The 18,586-nt window shown below is 62.4% G+C and carries 15 protein-coding genes; 10 read left to right on the top strand and 5 right to left on the bottom strand.

Annotation, left to right across the window (positions count from 1 at the left end; genetic code table 11):
• Nucleotides 1-6 precede the first annotated feature (6 nt).
• On the top strand, nucleotides 7-816 hold the full coding sequence (locus C2R25_RS20000; RefSeq protein WP_103730894.1) for an SDR family NAD(P)-dependent oxidoreductase: 810 nt from the start codon (nucleotides 7-9) through the stop codon (nucleotides 814-816).
• Here the strand turns inward: C2R25_RS20000 and C2R25_RS19995 are convergent, their stop codons facing one another.
• A complete protein-coding gene (locus C2R25_RS19995) occupies nucleotides 817-1,482 on the bottom strand; it encodes a TetR/AcrR family transcriptional regulator (RefSeq protein ID WP_103730868.1) in 666 nt (221 codons plus the stop codon). It lies immediately after the preceding gene.
• Between the two features lie 321 nt (nucleotides 1,483-1,803).
• Between C2R25_RS19995 and C2R25_RS19990 the strand changes: the two genes are divergently transcribed.
• From C2R25_RS19990 to C2R25_RS19980, 3 genes are all read left to right on the top strand, one after another.
• Nucleotides 1,804-2,223 (top strand): DUF2231 domain-containing protein, encoded by a 420-nt coding sequence (locus C2R25_RS19990; RefSeq protein ID WP_233204190.1) that lies wholly within the window; start codon nucleotides 1,804-1,806, stop codon nucleotides 2,221-2,223.
• The gene (locus C2R25_RS19985; RefSeq protein WP_103730867.1) at nucleotides 2,220-3,554 is read left to right on the top strand and encodes a sorbosone dehydrogenase family protein; all 1,335 of its coding nucleotides are present in this window, start codon (nucleotides 2,220-2,222) and stop codon (nucleotides 3,552-3,554) included. Before C2R25_RS19990 ends, C2R25_RS19985 begins: the two co-directional genes overlap by 4 nt.
• A gap of 180 nt (nucleotides 3,555-3,734) precedes the next feature.
• On the top strand, nucleotides 3,735-4,514 hold the full coding sequence (locus tag C2R25_RS19980; protein WP_103730866.1) for a transglutaminase family protein: 780 nt from the start codon (nucleotides 3,735-3,737) through the stop codon (nucleotides 4,512-4,514).
• 155 nt (nucleotides 4,515-4,669) lie between these two features.
• Here the strand turns inward: C2R25_RS19980 and C2R25_RS19975 are convergent, their stop codons facing one another.
• Nucleotides 4,670-5,638, bottom strand: coding sequence for a methyltransferase (locus C2R25_RS19975; RefSeq protein WP_103730865.1), 969 nt, complete (start codon nucleotides 5,636-5,638; stop codon nucleotides 4,670-4,672).
• A gap of 183 nt (nucleotides 5,639-5,821) precedes the next feature.
• On the opposite strand from C2R25_RS19975, the gene C2R25_RS19970 reads away from it, so the two are divergent.
• The 3 genes from C2R25_RS19970 (at nucleotide 5,822) to C2R25_RS19960 (ending at nucleotide 11,133) form a co-directional block, all read left to right on the top strand.
• Nucleotides 5,822-7,417: an alpha-amylase family glycosyl hydrolase gene (locus C2R25_RS19970; RefSeq protein WP_103730892.1), complete on the top strand. Its 1,596-nt coding sequence runs from the start codon at nucleotides 5,822-5,824 to the stop codon at nucleotides 7,415-7,417.
• Nucleotides 7,418-7,430: 13 nt separating this feature from the next.
• Nucleotides 7,431-8,462: a glycosyltransferase family 4 protein gene (locus tag C2R25_RS19965; protein ID WP_233204185.1), complete on the top strand. Its 1,032-nt coding sequence runs from the start codon at nucleotides 7,431-7,433 to the stop codon at nucleotides 8,460-8,462.
• Between the two features lie 295 nt (nucleotides 8,463-8,757).
• Nucleotides 8,758-11,133 (top strand): TonB-dependent receptor, encoded by a 2,376-nt coding sequence (locus C2R25_RS19960; protein ID WP_103730863.1) that lies wholly within the window; start codon nucleotides 8,758-8,760, stop codon nucleotides 11,131-11,133.
• 288 nt (nucleotides 11,134-11,421) lie between these two features.
• On the opposite strand, the gene C2R25_RS19955 is transcribed toward C2R25_RS19960, so the two are convergent.
• Nucleotides 11,422-12,108 carry a GntR family transcriptional regulator gene (locus tag C2R25_RS19955; RefSeq protein WP_233204184.1) on the bottom strand — a complete coding sequence of 229 codons (687 nt, stop codon included), beginning with the start codon at nucleotides 12,106-12,108 and terminating at the stop codon, nucleotides 11,422-11,424.
• 231 nt (nucleotides 12,109-12,339) lie between these two features.
• On the opposite strand from C2R25_RS19955, the gene C2R25_RS19950 reads away from it, so the two are divergent.
• The 3 genes from C2R25_RS19950 (at nucleotide 12,340) to C2R25_RS19940 (ending at nucleotide 14,880) form a co-directional block, all read left to right on the top strand.
• Nucleotides 12,340-13,029, top strand: a complete 690-nt coding sequence (locus tag C2R25_RS19950) for a TetR/AcrR family transcriptional regulator (protein WP_103730861.1) — start codon at nucleotides 12,340-12,342, stop codon at nucleotides 13,027-13,029.
• 103 nt (nucleotides 13,030-13,132) lie between these two features.
• On the top strand, nucleotides 13,133-14,053 hold the full coding sequence (locus C2R25_RS19945) for an SDR family oxidoreductase (protein ID WP_103730860.1): 921 nt from the start codon (nucleotides 13,133-13,135) through the stop codon (nucleotides 14,051-14,053).
• Between the two features lie 68 nt (nucleotides 14,054-14,121).
• Nucleotides 14,122-14,880, top strand: a complete 759-nt coding sequence (locus tag C2R25_RS19940) for an SDR family oxidoreductase (protein WP_103730859.1) — start codon at nucleotides 14,122-14,124, stop codon at nucleotides 14,878-14,880.
• A 48-nt stretch (nucleotides 14,881-14,928) separates the two neighbouring features.
• Here C2R25_RS19940 and C2R25_RS19935 read toward each other — a convergent pair whose 3' ends face one another.
• A complete protein-coding gene (locus tag C2R25_RS19935; protein ID WP_103730891.1) occupies nucleotides 14,929-16,281 on the bottom strand; it encodes an SRPBCC family protein in 1,353 nt (450 codons plus the stop codon).
• Between the two features lie 155 nt (nucleotides 16,282-16,436).
• Nucleotides 16,437-18,581 (bottom strand): PQQ-dependent dehydrogenase, methanol/ethanol family, encoded by a 2,145-nt coding sequence (locus C2R25_RS19930; RefSeq protein ID WP_233204182.1) that lies wholly within the window; start codon nucleotides 18,579-18,581, stop codon nucleotides 16,437-16,439.
• Nucleotides 18,582-18,586: the final 5 nt, after the last annotated feature.

The raw sequence follows: 18,586 nt of genomic DNA, 5'->3' as shown, positions 1-18,586 counted from the left end.
ACCATGATGACGAGGCTTGAAGGCAGGGTCGCGGTGATCACCGGAGCGGCGAGCGGACTTGGCGCCGCCACCGCCCGGCGCTTCGCCCACGAAGGAGCCCGGCTGATTCTGGGCGACATCCGCGAGGAGGCTTTGGCGGACTTGAGCGACGAAGTGGGAGCTGGCTTCCTGCGGTGCGACGTCACCCAGGAGGCCGAGGTGGCCGCTCTTGTCGATCGCGCGGTCGAGGTCCACGGCGGGCTTGATTGCATGATCAACAACGCAGGGCAACTCGGCGCGTTGGGACGCATCGAGGATATCGCGGCCGATGCCTGGCGCGATACTCTCGCGGTGCTCCTCGACAGCGTGTTCCATGGGATGAAGCACGCGGCTCGGATCATGCGGCCGCAGGGCGGGGGTGTGATCCTGTCTACCGCGAGCGCGGCGGGACTCGCGCCGCTCGGCCCCCACGCCTATACCGCCGCCAAGCACGCCGTAGTCGGCCTTACCCGGTCGGTCGCTGCCGAACTCGCGGCGGACGGAATACGAGTGAACGCCGTGGCGCCGGGAAACGTCCCCACGCGCATGACGGAGCTTGCCTATGGCGATGCGGAAACCATGCGCACGGCGGCAGAGGCGCGCAATCCCCTGCGCCGCGTGGTGGACGCAGACGAGGTCGCCGCCGCCTTTGCCTATCTCGCCAGCGACGATGCCCTCAACGTCACGGCACAGGTCATCGCAGTGGATGCGGGACTGGTCGACTGCAGGCTGGACGCGCAGTACTACGCCCGCCCGCCCGGCTACTTCGACGCCGATGGCCACCGCCAGACACGATGATCAGGCGGCGGGGCGCATCATACGTATCTTGTCTTCAAGCATCTTGAGAAGGGCCGGAATCATCGCTTCGTCCAGAGCGCCGGTCATCAGGCTCATCGCCATGCCTTCGATGAGAGTCTGGGAGAGCGCCATCGCCTGCGCGAACTGCTCGGGTGCGGACCGCCACTCGGAAAAGAGCGCGAAGGCTTCTGCGTTGAAACGCTCGCGATATTCGACCTGGAGCGGGCGCATGATCTGAGCCAACTCCTCGTCGGTGCGCGCAGCGAGCGCCAGTTCCTGGAAGGCGACGAAGGCGGGCTTCTGCACCTGCTTCCAGTAAGCCGTGATCATCGTGGCGGGTTCGTGTTCCGTCGTTTCGGAAGATCGACGGAATGCACGCAGGCGCCGCTCATGCAGTTCGATGATGGTGGCGCGTATGAGCGTTGCGCTGTTCTCGAAATGGTGGAGCATGGCACCGCGCGAAAGACCCGCTTCCGTCGCCACGAGCGGGGTCGTCGTTCGCGCGTACCCGACCTTCACGAGACACTGGATGGTGGCCTCGATCAGTCGCCCGCGTGTCTGCGCGCTCTTCAGCGACTGGCGCGTCGGGGCACTTTCCGCAGTCTTGAGCTTGGTGGTTCGGATCGAGGCGCGCTCGGCGCGCCGGCGGGCGGGGCTTACGGCCAAACTGAAGGCTCCGGTTTACCATTGCGAAAAGGACGAGGGTAATCCTCCTGCATCCGGGATACCGCGCAAGGCAACAGAAAATATACGAAGGCGCCGCGGCGGATGGTTTTTCAGCGACATGCCGGACGCTCGGCAGAGCACCCGACGGCCTGCTTTGCACCGTTGCGTTCATTTTGGAACGAACCATCAGCCGCCCCGCGCGTTGGGGCAGGGATAACTGGGTCTCCGATGCTTTGATGAAGTGACGTGCCGGGTCGTGTCCGGCAGGCGCCGGTGTCCGCCAGTTGCAGACGAGCAAGCTCTCAGAGGGAAGCGATCTTGGTGAACAATGCAGCGCTGCGGCGCACCATCCATCCGGTTCACGCCGTTCTGCTGGCGGGCAGTCTGCCATTGTTCCTCGGCGCGTTGCTGAGCGATCTGGCTTACTCGTCCAGCTATCAGGTTCAATGGGCAAACTTCGCGTCCTGGCTCCTCGCCGGGGGATTGGTATTGGAAGGACCGGCGCTCCTGTGGAGCCTTGTCAGGCTGCTGCGTCACGAAGTCAGGCGGGACCGCAGGTGGCTGTTGTTTGTGGTCTTTCTCGCTGCCACCTTCATTCTGGGCTTCGTCGACTCGCTGGTCCACGCGAAGGATGCGTGGGCCATGATGCCCGAAGCGATTTTCCTGTCCGTCATTGTCTTCCTGCTAGGCTGCGCCGCCACCTGGCTTGGGTTTTCACGTTTCGGGGAGGAGGAAGTATGATGAGAAAGGCAACTCTCCTCACGACCGCCTCGCTCGCTCTGATGGTCGCTGGATGCGGCAGCGACACGCAGGTCCAGCAATACGGTGAAAATCCCGAACTGCCCGGGAAGCAGCGCGGCCTGTTCCCCACGATGACGATCGCGGCTCCCGCTGCCTGGGGGGACAATCGCCCCATCGTTCCAAAGGGCTTCACAGTCGAACCGATCGCCACCGATCTCAAGATCCCCCGGCAGGCCCTCGTCCTGCCGAATGGCGACATCCTTGTCGCCGAAGGGAAGGGCGGCGGCGACGCCCCGGTGACACGTCCCAAGGACCTCATCGCGGGCTTCATCAAGAAGAAGGGGACCAGTCCTGTCAAGGGCGGCGATCGCCTGACTCTCCTGCGCGATGCGGATGGTGACGGTCGTTACGAGTTCCGGGTCGTCTTCGCCGAACACCTGAATGCACCCTACGGATTGGCGCGGGCAGGTGATCGTCTGTTCGTGGCCAATCAGGACGCCCTTGTCCGGTTCGATTACCGGATGGGGCAGATCCGGGCCAGCGGGCCCCCGATAACGGTTACCCGTCTACCGGCCGAGATCAACCATCACTGGACCAAGGCACTGGCTGCAAGCCACGACGGCCGCTTCCTTTACGTTGGCATCGGCTCGAACAGCAACATCGGCGAGCGCGGCATGGCCGTGGAGGAAGAACGCGCCATGGTGTGGCAGGTCGACGCCGAAACGGGCGCGTCTCGCCGTTTTGCAACCGGGCTTCGCAATCCGACCGCGCTGGCGATGCAACCGGGGATCGGACAGCTCTGGGCCGTCGTCAACGAACGAGACGAACTGGGGCCGAACCTTGTGCCGGACTATCTTACTGCAGTGCGGGCAGGCGCGTTCTATGGCTGGCCCTACGCGTACTGGGGGAACAATCCAGACAAGCGCGTACGCCCCTTCAAGCCGGAAATGGTGAAGAAGGCGATCCGCCCGGACTATGCGCTGGGGTCGCACACCGCACCGCTCGGACTGGCATTCTCGAACGCAGCGATGGGCGCGCGCTTTGGGAGCGGCGTTTTTGTGGGGATGCACGGGAGCTGGAATCGAGAGAGGCCGGTCGGCTACAAGGTAGTCTTCGTACCCTTCCGTGATGGCCGGCCCGCCGGTGCGCCGGTCGATTTCGTCACCGGGTTCCAAAAGGACGGCGCGACATTCGGGCGCCCCGTCGGCGTGGCTGTCGATCCGCGCGGCGCGTTGATCGTGGCGGACGACCTGTCCAACACGGTGTGGCGCATCACGCCCACATCAAACCGCCCGCCGGGCCAGGCCGCTGCAGAGCAGGGCGGTGAATGAGCGTGTGACCTTCGTCGGGCATCAGGCGGTGCTGAATGGAAAACGACGCCGGGCTGTGGCTGCCATCAACTCATGGGCACTTAAGCCCTGAGCCGACCCGCCGGTTAAGCGGGAGACCGATCGCAGGACCGATCCGGGCACCGCGCGAACCCGACAGATGTTTCCGTCAGGAGTGACGAGATGCGCTTGCAAGTAGAAGCCCTGTTGAACTACCGGATGTTGGCACCTGCGGACATCCTGCTTGCAATCGAAGCGGCTCCGACAGCGGAGCAGCGGCTCATCGAGGACAGGCTGACCGTGAATGTCGCCGAACCGCTTCAGACGGTGCCGGGCGACGATGGTGTGGGGCGTCGGACCTGGGTCCATGCCGAAGGGGACTTTCGAGCGGAGTACCGCGGTCTGCTCGCCGTCGAAAGGCAGGCTGTTCCGATCGACGGCCTGAGCGTCACGCCCCGTCGCGCCTTGCCTGCTCACGTCATCCCCTACCTCTGGCCAAGCCGGTTCTGCCAGTCGGACCGCTTTACCTCCTTTGTGGCCCGGGAGTTTGGGCCGCTGGAAGGCGGGGCGCTGGTCAGCGCGATGGCAGCCTGGATCGCAGAGCATATCGATTATCGCAGCGGAGCCAGCAACCAGATGACGAGCGCGGTCGACACCTTCGTGGCACGTGAAGGCGTATGCCGCGACTTCGCGCATGTCATGGCGGCGTTCAGCCGCGCCGCCGGGATTCCCGCGCGCCTGGTCTCTGCCTATGCCTGGAAGCTGGACCCTCCGGACTTCCACGCCGTCGTCGACGTATGGCTGGACGGATGCTGGCATCTGGTGGATGCAAGCGGACTTGCGCCCACCGAAGGCCTGATCCGGATTGCGGTAGGGCGAGATGCGACGGATATTTCCTTCATGACGATCTTTGGGCAAGCCGAACTGCTATCGCAGACCGTAAGCGTGACCAGGCTGGATTAGGGACGGGTGAAGCTGGCGAAGCCGTCCGCTCTGATCATGCGTGTGGCTATTGCGTTAAGCCTCTGATCCCGAAGGGGCCTTCTCATCGGCGAGCCCCATCCGCATGCAGGAGCCCCATAGCAAGACAGGGGGCCACTCGTCGTGATAAGGCGGAACTAGGCTGACGGCCGCCGCATCACGGCGGCAACTGCAGCGATCCGTTCCACTTTCGCGTAGGCGGGGTTCTCGAGCTCTTCCCCGAAGACGTCCGGATCGATTTCCTCGTAGCGCAGCGAACAGCCTGCATCCGCAGCGACCGTGTGCAACTCGCGCGCCAGATGATCCTCTCCGTCGACGAAGGCGCTTCCCGTGTAAAGAATGAAGCGGCCACCCGGCGCCAGGCGAGCGGCCGCCATCCGCGCCATCGAAAGGGAAATGCCGCTGCCGTGGTGTCCACCACCATCGCGGTAGTCGCGCGCACTTTCATCGACCATGAAGGGGGGATTGGCGAGGGCAAGGTCAATGGGGTCCACGATGGATTCCAGCGTCGAGCCGAGCACCGCCGTTGCCGCGAATCCGGCCGACGCCAAGTTGATCTCGGCAAATCGCAGCGCCTGCGGATTGATGTCGGTGATCGTCAGCGACGGTTTGGAACAGAGATGGGCGGCCACAATGACTCCGACGCCAGAACCTGTTCCCATGTCGACGACGTGAGCGCCGGCCGGCGGCGGCATAGTCTGAAGCTCGGATGTGATCAGCCGGGCAAACCGGTAGCTGTCCGGCCCGAAGAATACGGCATCCCGGCTCTCGGTGGGATAGGCGGAGTGGAGATAGAGGTCAGGGCCGAGTGAGGAGACCCGCACGGTCGAACGGCAAAGCGCTCCCTCATCCTCGACTATGCCGGCGTCTGTCATAAGCGACAGTAAGGCCGCTGGGATGGCGTCGCGATCAAAGGGCAGGCTCCACCCGAAGATGTCGCGCGTCGTCCGGGCGATGGCACGATCCGGCCGTGCGAGTACCCGTGCATGCGTGGCCGGGGTGGGCGTAACGAAGGAGTAGCCGGCGCCGCGAAGGCCGGTGAGCAACTGGAGTAGCGCGGCGTCGCGGCTCGCGGGTCCTTGTTGATCGCGGGTCGTCACGTACATTCGCCACATCTCCGAAGCCTGACCAGCCCCGATGTAACCGGCGGGTCGCATGGTTGTTGCAGAACGATCCAGCACTCCGGTGTTTGCAACCGGCTAAAGCAGATCAAGAGCTTGCAGCGCCGGTTCGCGGGCGAGCAGCGTGCCTCGGAACTGCCGTCACCCTCGGGCTTTACGCTGCACATGATGCGCGAGAGGCAAATACCCTGGTGGGAACGTGGCGTGATCTACCAGATCTATCCCCGTTCCTTTCAGGACTCCAACGGTGACGGAATCGGCGATCTGGCCGGCATCGAAGCGCGCCTCGACTATGTGGCCGCGCTTGGTGTCGATGCCATCTGGCTCTCCCCCATCTATCCCTCGCCGATGGCCGATTTCGGCTACGATGTGGCGGACTACTGCGACATAGACCCCATCTTCGGCGATCTTGAGGCATTCGACCGACTGATTGCGGCCGTGCACGCACGAGGGCTCAAGCTGCTGCTCGATTTCGTGCCGAACCATACCTCCGACCGGCATCCGTGGTTCATCGAAAGCCGCTCCTCCCGAGACAATCCCAAGCGTGACTGGTACATCTGGCGCGATCCTGCGCCGGGTGGCGGCGTTCCCAACAACTGGATCAGCGACTTCGGCGGTTCATCCTGGGAATGGGACGAGGCCACCGGCCAGTACTACCTCCATGCCTTTCTGAAGGAACAGCCGGACCTCAACTGGAGGAATCCGGAGGTCCGCGCCGCCATGAGCGACGTGCTTCACTTCTGGCTCAGTCGCGGCGTTGACGGGTTCCGGATCGACGTACTGTGGCACATCGTGAAGCATCAGGCGTTCCCTGACAATCCGCTCAACCCGGACTGGACCCCCGATGTCACGGAACGTGACCGCCTGCTCCAGCACTTCTCGACCGATCAGCCCGAAGCGCATGAGATTTCTGCGGAAATGCGGGCGCTGGCCGAAGATTATGGCGAACGGCTGCTCGTAGGAGAGATCTTCCTGCCTGCCGAACGTCACGCGCGGTGGTACGGCACGCCCGAACGCCCGCAGGTGCATTTGCCTTTCAACTTCCATTTGATTGAAAGCCCGTGGGACGCCGCGCACCTGCGTGCCGTTATAGAGGACTACGAAGCCTCTCTCCCGGGCTTCGGATGGCCGAATTGGGTCATCGGCAGCCACGATGCTCCGCGTATCGCCGCGCGGATTGGCGAGGCGCAGGCGCGCGTGGCGGCCATGCTCCTGCTGACGCTGCGCGGTACGCCAACCTTGTACGAAGGCGATGAGCTGGGGATAGGGCACGTGACGATTCCTCCAGAGCGCATGCGCGATCCGCAGCATTTTCGTCAGCCCAGCCTCAACATCGGGCGCGATCGGTCCCGCACGCCTATGCCGTGGGATGCGAGCCCCCACGCCGGCTTCAGCACGAGTGAGCCGTGGCTGCCGCTCAACGACGACTGGCCGACGCGAAACGTCGCAGCGCAGGAGAGGGACCCCGGCTCTATGCTCAACTTCTATCGCCATCTTCTCGCCCTTCGACGGGCGCATCCAGCGCTATCCGTCGGGTCTTTCACGATGGAGAAGGCAGAGGGCGACGTGCTGTCCTACGTTCGTCAACACGAAGGGGAGCGTTTGCGCGTCCTCCTCAACCTCGGTCCGGAACCTGTCCAGCCTCTGATCCGACAGGCCGAAAGCGTGCGAGACGTTCTTGCGTCGACCCTGCAGGCCAGACCTTACGACGGGACACTTCTGCCCGATGAAGGGTTAATTCTCAGCCTCGCTCCGGAGGCCTGAGGTGCGGATAGCCATGCTTGCGCCGATCGCCTGGCGCACGCCGCCTCGGCACTATGGACCTTGGGAACTGGTGACGAGCTTGCTGACGGAAGAACTGGTGGCGCGCGGCATCGACGTGACCCTTTTCGCCACGCTGGACAGCAGGACCGCCGGACGCCTTGATGGCGTGGTCCCGGCGCCCTACAGCGAGGACAAGTCGATCGATGCGAAGGTCTGGGAATACCGCCATCTCGCGCATGTTTTCGAACGTGCCGGTGAGTTCGACATCATCCACAACCAGGCAGACTTCCCGGCTCACGCCTTTTCCAGGCTGGTCGACACACCGCTTGTGACGACCATCCACGGCTTCTCGTCCGATCGCATCCTGCCCATGTACAAGCCTTTCGAGGACAGAGTGCATTTCGTGGCTATCAGTGCGGCCGACCGCCACCCATCGCTGCGTTACGCAGCGACAATCCATCATGGCATCGATCTGGAGACCTTTCCGCACAACCCCGATGGCTCCGACGACCTGCTCTTCTTCGGTCGCATCCATCCGGACAAGGGAGCCAAGGAGGCGCTCGATGTGGCTCGTGCTTCGGGGCGCTTCCTTGACCTTCATGGCATCGTGCAGGACGAAGGCTACTTCGCGCGCGAGGTAGAGCCTCGCCTGGACCCGCAGCACGCCCGGTTCTGGGGACCGGCCGGAGGTGAGGGCAGGCTCAGGGCCCTCGGCAAGGCCCGGGCGCTTCTGCACCTCGTCAATTTTGACGAGCCGTTCGGCCTCTCGGTGGTGGAAGCAATGGCCTGCGGAACCCCGGTCATCGCTACGAGACGCGGTTCGATGCGGGAGATCATCGAAGATGGCGTCAACGGCTTCCTCGTGGAGACGCCTGAGGAGGCCGTCGCTGCAGTGAAGCGGGTGGACGAGATCGACCGGCTGAAGGTCAGGCGCAGCGTGGAGGAACGCTTCAGCGTCAGGCGGATGGCTGACGATTACATCGCCCTCTATCACGATATCCTGGACGGGGACCGCCGGCGTCCTGCTGGAGCCGTACCGGCGTGATTGTGCCAGCTTGCAGGTGGCGGCCGGCTCAATGCGGACCCGAATCCGCCGGCAGAACGACATCCGCCGGCTAAGCGCTCCCACCTGCGCAATCCCCGATCGGGGACGAAATCGCGGATGAGGGAAAGGTATCGGAATTGGGCCTTCTCATCGTCTTAGCGATCTAGAGAGTGGCTACTATCGGCAAAGCTGAAACTACGTCAGTTTCCCGCGGGAAGATGGCGGGCGTACTGCCCCGCCTATCAACGAAAGCTCCGGCGGGGAGAACCTGACCGGGCACGAGGGAGAGTGCCGGATGAGAGTGCAGGCTTTGTTCGTTTCAGGCGTCAGCCTTCTGGCGTTCGCGTCACCTTCGGTGGCGCAGGACCAAGGCGCCTATCTTGATGAAATCGTGGTCGAAGCCCGCCGCCGTGACGAAAGCGCCCAGGAGGTTCCGCTTGTGGTCAATGCGGTGACGTCGGATGCGATCGAGAAGCTCAATATCCGAGAATTCAAGGAAATCACCTCTCTCGTTCCCGGCCTGAACATGGCTTCCAACGCTAACGGGATCGGCACCACGTCATCGGTGCGTGGCGTCAACTTCGACGTGAACGCCAGCGGCAACAACGGCACCATCGAATATTATCTCAACGATGCCCCCATGAGCTCCGGGCCGCTGTTCCAGGCCCTGTACGACATCGGCCAGATCGAAGTCCTGCGCGGCCCCCAGGGCACGCTGCGCGGCCGTGCATCGCCTTCCGGCTCCATCACGATCACTTACAGGCGGCCCGACATGCAGGAAGTCGGCGGCTATGTGAACACGACGGTGAACGACATCGGCACGTGGAATGGCAATCTCGCGTTGAATATTCCGGTTGTCGCTGATGTCCTCGCGGTTCGTGTCGCCGGGCTGCTCCAGGATGACGAAGGTAACCGAGTCCGCAGCATCAACAACGACCGCAAGCCGTTCAACCGCGCGCAGTCAGGCCGTGTCACCGTTGCTTTCACGCCGACGGACTTCCTCAGCTTCGATGGGATGTACCAGAACGTCAACACGGAAAGTGCCCAGTTCGCCCAGGTCGCATCGTTCAGCAACTACTCGCTTGGCGCTCCAAGCAGTCCGCGGCCGATCAGCGCACGCGAACGCCTTGGCGTCGCACGCCTCCCGCGCGCGATTGAGCAGAATTACGACATGTTCACGTGGCGGGCCGCGCTACAGTTCGCCGGACAGAAGCTCACGTATGTCGGCAGTCGTCTTGAGCAGGACATCAACTCGGCAGACCCTAACCTGGGCGATCCGAACGCATTCTTCGATGAGCCCTATGATGGCACTGTGACTCACACCTATACAAAGGGCACCAGTCACGAGGTCCGCCTGCAGAACGAAGCGCGGGTCTTTGACATGTTTGATTACGTTGCAGGCTATTTCCGACAGACGCTGAACTCACCGTCGGATCTCCTTCAGGATACTGCCCTCGGTCTGCCGAACGGGCAGCTTATTCAGGTTATCACGACACCCATCGCACGCCGTGGGTCCAGCAAGGAAGAGTCGTTCTTCGGCAACATCACTGTCCATTTGGGGCAGGGAACCGAGTTCTCCGGTGGCGCACGGCACATCAAGTTCAGCAACGAGGCATCGCTGGCCGTCGCTGGTAACATCGTGCCGGCAGCCAACGACGACCGGGAGTTCTCGAAGACGATCTTCGCGGCCTCTGCCAAGCATCGTTTCAACGATTCCATCATGGCTTACGTAAATTTCGGTACTTCGTTCCGCCCGGGCATCAGCGTGACCGGAGACTTCAGCGTTGCGCGATCGCCTTTGGAGAACAGCTTCCTCATCCTTCCGCCCGAGACATCAAAATCCTACGAAGCGGGGGTGAAGCTGGACTTGCTGGATCGGAAGCTGCGGCTCAACCTTGCAGTCTACCAGCAGGACTTCAAGAACTATCCTTATCGCTCTGCTTCCGGCGTCTATTTTGTTCAGTATGATGCCGCCCGCGACGCGTCAGGAGCTGTAACGGTCACGCCAAGCACCCGGTTGTTCAATTTCGTCTCACCGGTACCGGTTCGAGTGCGTGGCTTTGAGGCCGAACTGACGTACAGGCCCGACAACCACTTCAGTCTCAGCGCCAATGTCGCTTATGCGGATGGCAAGATCCGCAATGGCCTGGTGGCGTGTAACGACCTCAACAAGGATGGCATTCCCGACATCGTGACTGCCGCTCCCACTGTGGCAGAGCTTCAGGCGGCATACGGGGCCGACAATCTCGCCGCCTGCAACGTTTCCGAGCGATCCGCCAACGCACCGCGCTGGAGCGGGAATATCCAGAGCGAGTACTCGCTGCCGGTTACGGATAGCATGGACGGATATCTGCGGGGTCTGCTCTCGTGGAACGGTAACAGCCAGAATGATCCGGTCAACGCCTTCGACGATTACGGAGCCTATGCTCTCCTGAACCTCTACGCCGGCCTTCGGGCCGCCGATGGAGCCTGGGAAGTATCGGCCTTCGTGAAGAACCTGACGAACAATCGTACGGTGCTTTCGGTAGGCAACGGCCCACTCGCCACGCCGTATCGTAATGCTGCCGCAGGGGGCGCGCCCGCCACCTTCACCGGTACTTACACCAATGTAAGCATGGTGGCACCTCGGGAGTTCGGCATCACAGGCCGCATCGCGTTCGGCTCGCGCTGATCCGACGTGAAAGCGGGCAGTGGCACACAGCGGGTGTGCCACTGCCTTCCCTCGTCGACAAAGCAACTCCCTGAGTTGTCGGATAATATATCTTATGTAAAATGGGAGGTCGAAGGACGCTTACTGATGGATCGGCGTGAGCTACTGTCATTTCCGACACTTTCCCGGTCTGCCTGGGAAAGTGTCACAGGTGATTCTCACGCGGCATCTGCTGTCGGAAAGCCTCGCGGTACGCGCGTACATCTTCGAGTTCGCAGCTTTCGAAACGGCTTCGTCAGCCGGGGCCCATCACCGGTTAGTGCCAGGCGCCGAGGCAGCAGGAAGCCGTGCATGCAAGGCGCGGCGGATATGAGCGATCATCAGGGCTTCCGCCCAATCCGGGTCGCCCTGCTTCAGTGCGGCGGTGATTTCGATATGCTCGCTGTAGCTGCGCAGGAGCTGCTCGCGATCGTATGCGAGCGCGGTTTGTTGGACGACCGGCTGCATCACCAACTTGCCAAGCAAGGACGCCAGCCGGTCGGATGCCGCAGTCTGCAGAATGAGAGAGTGAAACTCCGCGTTGGCCGCAAGGTACGTCTGAACGTCGAAATCCGGTGCTTCAATGACGGCCCGCATTGCCTCATTAATCAAAGCGAGCTTCGCCAGCACGCCCTCGTCGCAGCGTGACGCTGCGCGCCGGACGGCGTAGGCTTCAAGCATTCCCCGTAAGGTAAACACCTCTTCTATGTCATCGATGGACCACTGCGCGACAAAGGAACGCTGGCTGTCCGTACGCCGGACGAAGAGCTCGGCCTCGAGCCGGCGAATAGCCTCCCGGACCGGGGTTCGCGACACCCCGCAGATGGTGGCAAGCTCTTCTTCCTTGAGCTGTGTGCCGGGCGCGAGGGCACCCGATAAAATCCGGCCACGCAATTCCAGGTAGGCCTGATCGCTTGCTTTGGACACGACACTTTCCCTGAAGAGACGATCTTGCACATCGCTTCGTGCCTCCGCACCAAGCAGACGTTGCGAACACTTCCATGTGCCATGAATCCTGCCTGTCTTGAAGCGGATTGTATACTAAGGGGGTGTATATTCGTTCCCTAGAGCCTTTGGGACGCTCTACGGACTTCGGGGCCTCAATCAGCGCTCTTGCCCCAGGCAGCCGCGGCGGCGTAAGCGCCTGAAGATACGCGAATAGCGGTGGTAGAATTTCAGGCGGATCATATGGCTCTCTCGCGCACCCGAACTTCCCGTGCGACCAAAGCGGCTCCTGCCAGGAGCAAGGCTCCTGCAAAGGCCGGAGGCGCCAGCCTCCAGGCCACCAAGGCGGCCCAGACCCGTGCCCGATTGATAGATGCGACGGTCCGTTGTCTCGTCAAGCATGGATATGCCAACACCACGACGCCGCGCGTCGCTGCCGAAGCAGGGCTGTCACGCGGCGCAATGATGCATCACTTCGAAAATGGTGCAGCCATGATCAAGGCGACAATCATCGAACTTCACGAGAAGCGCCTTCGGGCCTTCCGTCGCGCGGCCGAGAGGCCGGAGGATCACGACGTCGACACGCTTGTCGAAACCTACTGGGCGCAGGTGCAGAAACCGGCCTTCATCGCCTTCCACGAACTGGCGGTGGCCGCGCGGACTGACAAGGATCTGGGAGCAATCCTGTTTCCGCTACAGGAAGAGTTCCGCGAACGATTCAATGCTCTCGCAGAGACGCTTTTCCCCGAGTGGCGAGAGGCGCCCGCAGAGTTTGAACTTGCGATGAGCCTGTCGCAAACCATTTTGGAAGGCATGGCGATTGCCGTTCAGACCGGTGCGATGGACAAGGCCAAAGTGCCGCCCATGCTCACTTATCTGGAGGACCAGATTCGTAAGCTGATGCCGCGCGCCGAGATGAGGTCGCCTGAATAAAAACAGTCCTGTTTGTCTTTTTATGCTGCGGGGGTTAGGGTGCTGTGTGGCAGGAAGACCTTCACTGCCGCAGACCCCGTGGTGATTCGCAAGGACGACAGATTTGAACGCGCCCCGATCTTTCACCCCCAAGACATTCCGCCCTGAAGATGACGGACCGGATCGCCCGGCCCGCGGCCTCGACGAAGAAGCTCTGCGCCGGCAATCCACGATTTATCGTGAGGGTATGCTGGATGGAAAGACCCTGCTCGTCTCCGGTGCGGGAAGCGGCATGGGCAAGGCGGCCGCGTTGCTTGCCGCCAGGCTGGGCGCAAACGTGGCGATCTGCGGCCGTGACCCAGACAAGCTGCAGTCAACCGTCGACCTGGTGCGCGATGAAGTTGGAACGGACGTGCTGGCGGTGCCGACGAACATACGTGATCCTGAAGCCATCGAGACCCTGATCGGCACGGTTCACGATCATTTCGGCGGCCTCGATACACTGGTGAACAACGCGGGCGGCCAGTTCCCACAGGACGCCATCGACTTCAGCCGCAAGGGGTGGCTGGCGGTCATCGACACCAATCTCAACGGAACCTGGTGGATGATGCAGGAAGCCGCCAAGCGCTGGCGGGCTGACGGCAAGCCCGGAAACATCGTCAATATCGTGGCGAACGTGGAACGCGGCATGCCGCAGGCCGCGCATACCTGCGCCGCACGGGCCGGTGTCATCTATCTTTCGAAGACCCTCGCCACCGAGTGGGCGCAGTGGAACATACGGGTGAACTGCATAGGGCCAGGTGTGATCGAGACAGAGGGGTTCCGCATGTATCCCGAGGAAGCGCTCGCCCGCTTCCACAAGGCGAACCCCATGAAGATGCGGGGCAACGCCTGGGACGTGGCCGAAGCGATTGCCTATCTCGCCTCCCCTGCGGCCCGCTTCATCAACGGCGACCTCATCATCATGGATGGCGGACAGGCGCAATGGGGCGTGATCTGGCCTGCGGGTATCCCCGATTACTTTAGGGAAGACGGAGCGGCATAGTAGGCCACCAGGGACGGTCGTTTACCGTCCGGCGAAAGGACATTCGACAGGCTGACTGGGAGAGAGCCATGGGACGGGTTGAAGGCAAGATTGCACTGGTCACCGGCGGCGGCTCCGGCCTCGGGGCAGCCGACTGCGAGGCCCTTTCTCGCGAAGGTGCAACCGTGGTGGTTACCGACGTGAAGCTCGAACCGGCGTTGGCCGTGGCCGACCGCATCGGCAATGGCGCTCTCGCAATGGCCCTCGACGTGGCGGACGAGGCCCAGTGGGTCGCGGTCATGGAGGAGATCGAGGCGCGGTTCGGCCACCTCGACATCCTCGTCAACAATGCAGGCGTCGTCCTCAGCGCAGATGTGGAGAACACGACGCTGGAGCAGTTCCGCTGGGTTAACGCCATCATGACCGAAGGGGTGTTCCTCGGCTGCAAGCACGCCATCCCGCTGATGAACAAGGGTAATGGCGGATCCATCATCAATATGAGTTCGACGGGCGCCTTACTTGGGTATCCCATCTTCTTCGCCTATTCGGCGGCCAAAGGCGCGGTGCGGTCCATGACCAAGTCGGTCGCGGTGATGTGTCAGGAAAAAGGATACAAGATTCGCTGCAATTCCGTGCACCCCGGGTCGATAGAAACGGCCATGGTGCAAATGGCGGAGGGACGTGTGAATCAGCCGAAGGACATACCCGACGGCGTGCTGCCACCGGGCGTGCCGGGTCATCCGAAGGACGTGGCGGCGCTTGTGCTGTTCCTTGCATCGGACGAGTCGCGCTTCATTACCGGGGCGGAGCTTGTGGTGGATAACGGCGTTACTATCCGGCCATTCTAAGCGCAGGCCTTGCCGGGAAGCGACGGCTTCCCGGCAAGGTGCCCGCTGTCAGGGAGCCGTCATGCGTCGATCGAGTTCGGCGTGGAAGTGCCGCAAGCGACCTTCCTGTTCGCTCCACAAGGGTCCGCGAAAGCCCCTTGATCGTGCGCCCGCCTGGACGATGGGGAGAAGATCGGAGTCCTGATCAAGGACTTCCCCCAGTCCCGGCGGTGCTCCCAAAGGCGTGTGCACGACCTCAGGCCTTGTACCGCCCGACATGTCCGTACCTTCGGCCAGCCCCATCCACGCGGGAGCGCGGTAGCCGGGGGCATCTACATGGCGATAAAGGATACAGGTGTCGTAAGTGAACTGGTTGGGGTCATCGGCGTGCGGCAGGAATCGATGAAGGAAGATCGCCTCCGGATGGCATCCGATCTGCACATTCGGGAACAAGCTGTAGACGACGGAGTCACTGAGCTGGCTGTCGCTGAACCGGTCATATCCGAGCCCCAGTTCGTCTGAGCGGCGGCGCTTCGCCTGCTGCACGGTATGCCGGGCCTCGGCCGCAGTCCCGCGGTATTCATTCGGATCGACGCCGGCATCGCTGAGCATGGACTGGATGCCCGGGTTTACCGTCTCCTGATCGGGATAGCGGGAGGCCGGCTGCGCGAAAGGCACGAACTGGCGCGACAGACCGCCAGGCCAAAGGTCTATCTGCGTACGATCATCCATCAGGCCCTGTGTCTGCGGATGAACGGCATGGAGGTGATAGGTTTCCGCGAAGGCATCGACGCCGCCCTTCCAGTTGGCCCCCCAGTCAGACCGGCGATGCTGAACGACGTACATCTTGTCGATATCGTAAAGCTCCAGCTGCGGGAGAATCGGGGCAAGCCATTGGCTCAGCGGCGCCACATCGGTGTCCATGCAAATGAACACAAGGCCTACCGCCACCTCGCATCGCACCGAAGTGAGGTCATGGCCATGACACAGCACCTCGGGACGGAACGTCTCCTCGTCCGTCACCGCCAGGTTGCGCCCTTCCAGATCGAACTTCCAGGAATGAAACGGGCAGGTAAACCGGTCCATCGATCCGAAATCAGCGGTGACCAGCCGGCTCCCGCGGTGAGGGCAAACATTGTAATGCGCCCGAATGACGCCGTCTTCTCCTCGCACGACGATGAAGCTTTCCGGGCCGATCGTGAACGTGAAGAAGTCGCCAGCCTCAGGGATATCCGAAGCCGGACCCGCTAGCAGCCAGCTACGCGCGAATACCTTGTCCCACTCCTCCCGCATGAAATCCGGGTCGTGGTAGCGGCGCGGATCCGGACGTTCGGTCCCGTTATCAATCTTGGGCACGGCCCGGGCGTTGAAGGGGTGCGGGGCACCGACGTGAATGTTCCAGTCGTCGAAGTCGAGCTTCATCATGGTTCCCTCTCCTCGGGATCAACCCGGCGGCCGCTTCTTGCACGACTCGCTTTTGCGGGTGAGCTTTGATTAGAAAACAGTCATGACTGTTTCTCAAGACGGGAGGGCCGTTTTCCCGACTCCGCAGCGTGAACTGCGGGGCGATCAAAGGCTCACTCGCCGGTCTTGTGCGCGGACCCTGTATCCTCCTCCCCGCGTCCGCTGCGCAGCGCATTGGCACGCGTGCGGATATAGTGGCGCAGGGCCTCAAGCTGGTCGGGCGTGAACTCACCAAACTTGGGCATTCCCGCCGGTACCAGCGCGCCGTTGCGCACGACCTCGGCAAATGCGGTCGGGTCCGCAGGAATGGGAGAGACCCGAAGATCGGGCGCCGTTCCGCCTGCAATCACCGCCGTGCCGTGGCACACCGCGCAACGCCCGCCGAAAATGCCCTCGCCCCTTGCAGCCTTGGGAGCGTCTGGCTTGAAACCCGGATCGTCGAAGGCGACAGCCTTGTAGGGCACGCGCGGCGGCAATTGCTGCTTGCCGCCGATGGCGAATGTGAGGACCCGCCGCGCTTGAGTCCGATAGTCGATATTGTACTGCGCAAACATGGGGCCGAACAGGCCCACGCTTGTACCGATACCCGCGATCACCGTCACGTACTGCCGGCCATTCGCCCGATAGGTGATCGGAGGCGCCACGACCCCTGCCCGCGCGTCGAAATTCCACAATCGCTTGCCCGTGCCGGCATCGTATGCAGAAAAGCCGCCATCCGGCCGGCCCTGGAACACGAGGTTGCCGCCAGTGGCCATGATCCCGCCGTTGCCATGGGTTGGCATCGGCAGCCTCCAACGGGCCTTCTGCGCCACCGGATCCCAGGCGATGAGCCAGCCTGTCACATCCTTGCCCCCCGCATCAATCGCGTAGCCGACCCCCGGCGACAACGCCATCCCTTCGGCGAACTTGAAGTTCTCCCGGGTGATGCCGGTATCGTCGAAATGGACCTGAAGGTCGATCGCAGGGATGTACGTCAGCTTTGTCCTGGGGCTGTATGCCATCGGCATCCAGCTATGCGCTCCAAGCGGTGTCGGCCGGAACGTAGCCCTTCCGGTTTCATAGCGTATCCCGGGATTTTCGACCGGTCGTCCCGTCGCCAAATCGATCTTCTTCGCCCAGGTGACGTCTACGAAGGGCTCTGCCGATATGAGCCTGCCGTCCTTCCGGTCAATGACGTAGTAGAAGCCGTTCTTGGGAGCCGTCATGACCACCTGGCGCCGGACGCCCCCAATCGTCAGGTCGGCAAGCTGCATATCCATGGCGGCATTAAAGTCCCAACTTTCGCCGGGATTGATCTGGTAATGCCACTTGTACTTGCCCGTCTGCGCATCCAGAGCCACGATAGAGCAGACGAAGAGGTTGTCACCCTTGCCGAGCGAGCGGATCTTGTGGTTCCATGGCGCTCCGTTCCCGGTGCCCAGCAGAATCTGGTTATTGGCCTTGTCGTAGGTGATGGCGTTCCACACAGAACCGCCGCCCCCATACTTCCACCATTCACCACTCCAGGTCCCGGCGGCCATTTCCTGATCTTCGTCCTCAAAGCCGTCTGCCGGGTTGCCGGGAACCGTGAAGAATTTCCACAGCTGCCTTCCGCTGTCTGCATCGAAAGCGGTCACGAAGCCACGCACAGCGCTCTCGTCAGAGCCTGCGTTTCCGATGATCACTTTTCCGTCGAATACGCGCGGTGGGCCGGAGATGAACATCGGCGCCCCCTCCTCCAGCGTCTGGACCGTCCAAACGGGTTTGCCGCTCCTCTCGTCAAGGGCAATGAGGCGGCCGTCCTGAGTGGCCGTGATGACCTTCCCGTTCCAGTAGGCGATGCCGCGGCTGCCCCATCCCTGCCGAAGCCGCACGCCGGAAGCCTCCGGCGCTTTGGGATCGTATTCCCACTTTACCTTCCCGGATACCGCGTCAATGGCTCGCACGACGGAGTAGCCGGCCGCCAGGTATACGGTGCCGCCGACTTCAATGGGGCCGGTAGCCGGGTTGCCCGGGGGCAGGTCCACCGCCCAGACAAGGCCCAGATCCGCGACGTTGCCGGTGTTGATGTCCTCCAGAGGGCTATAGTGCTGCTCGCCATAGGTGCGACCGAAGGCCGGCCAGTCTTCCCCGTCGCTGGCGTCGTCGAGTTGTCGCTCCCAGGTTGCGGTGGTGGCCCCTTTCTCCTCTGTGATGCGGCTTTCGGATCCGCATGCTGCAAGCGACCATGCGACTCCGATCACAAGGGCGTGGCTTCGCACATTACGAACACTCCTCACCGACA

Source organism: Novosphingobium sp. HII-3 (assembly GCF_002916655.1).
GTDB classification, from domain to species: Bacteria; Pseudomonadota; Alphaproteobacteria; order Sphingomonadales; family Sphingomonadaceae; genus Novosphingobium; species Novosphingobium panipatense.
This window is presented reverse-complemented; position numbering and strand designations above follow the sequence as displayed.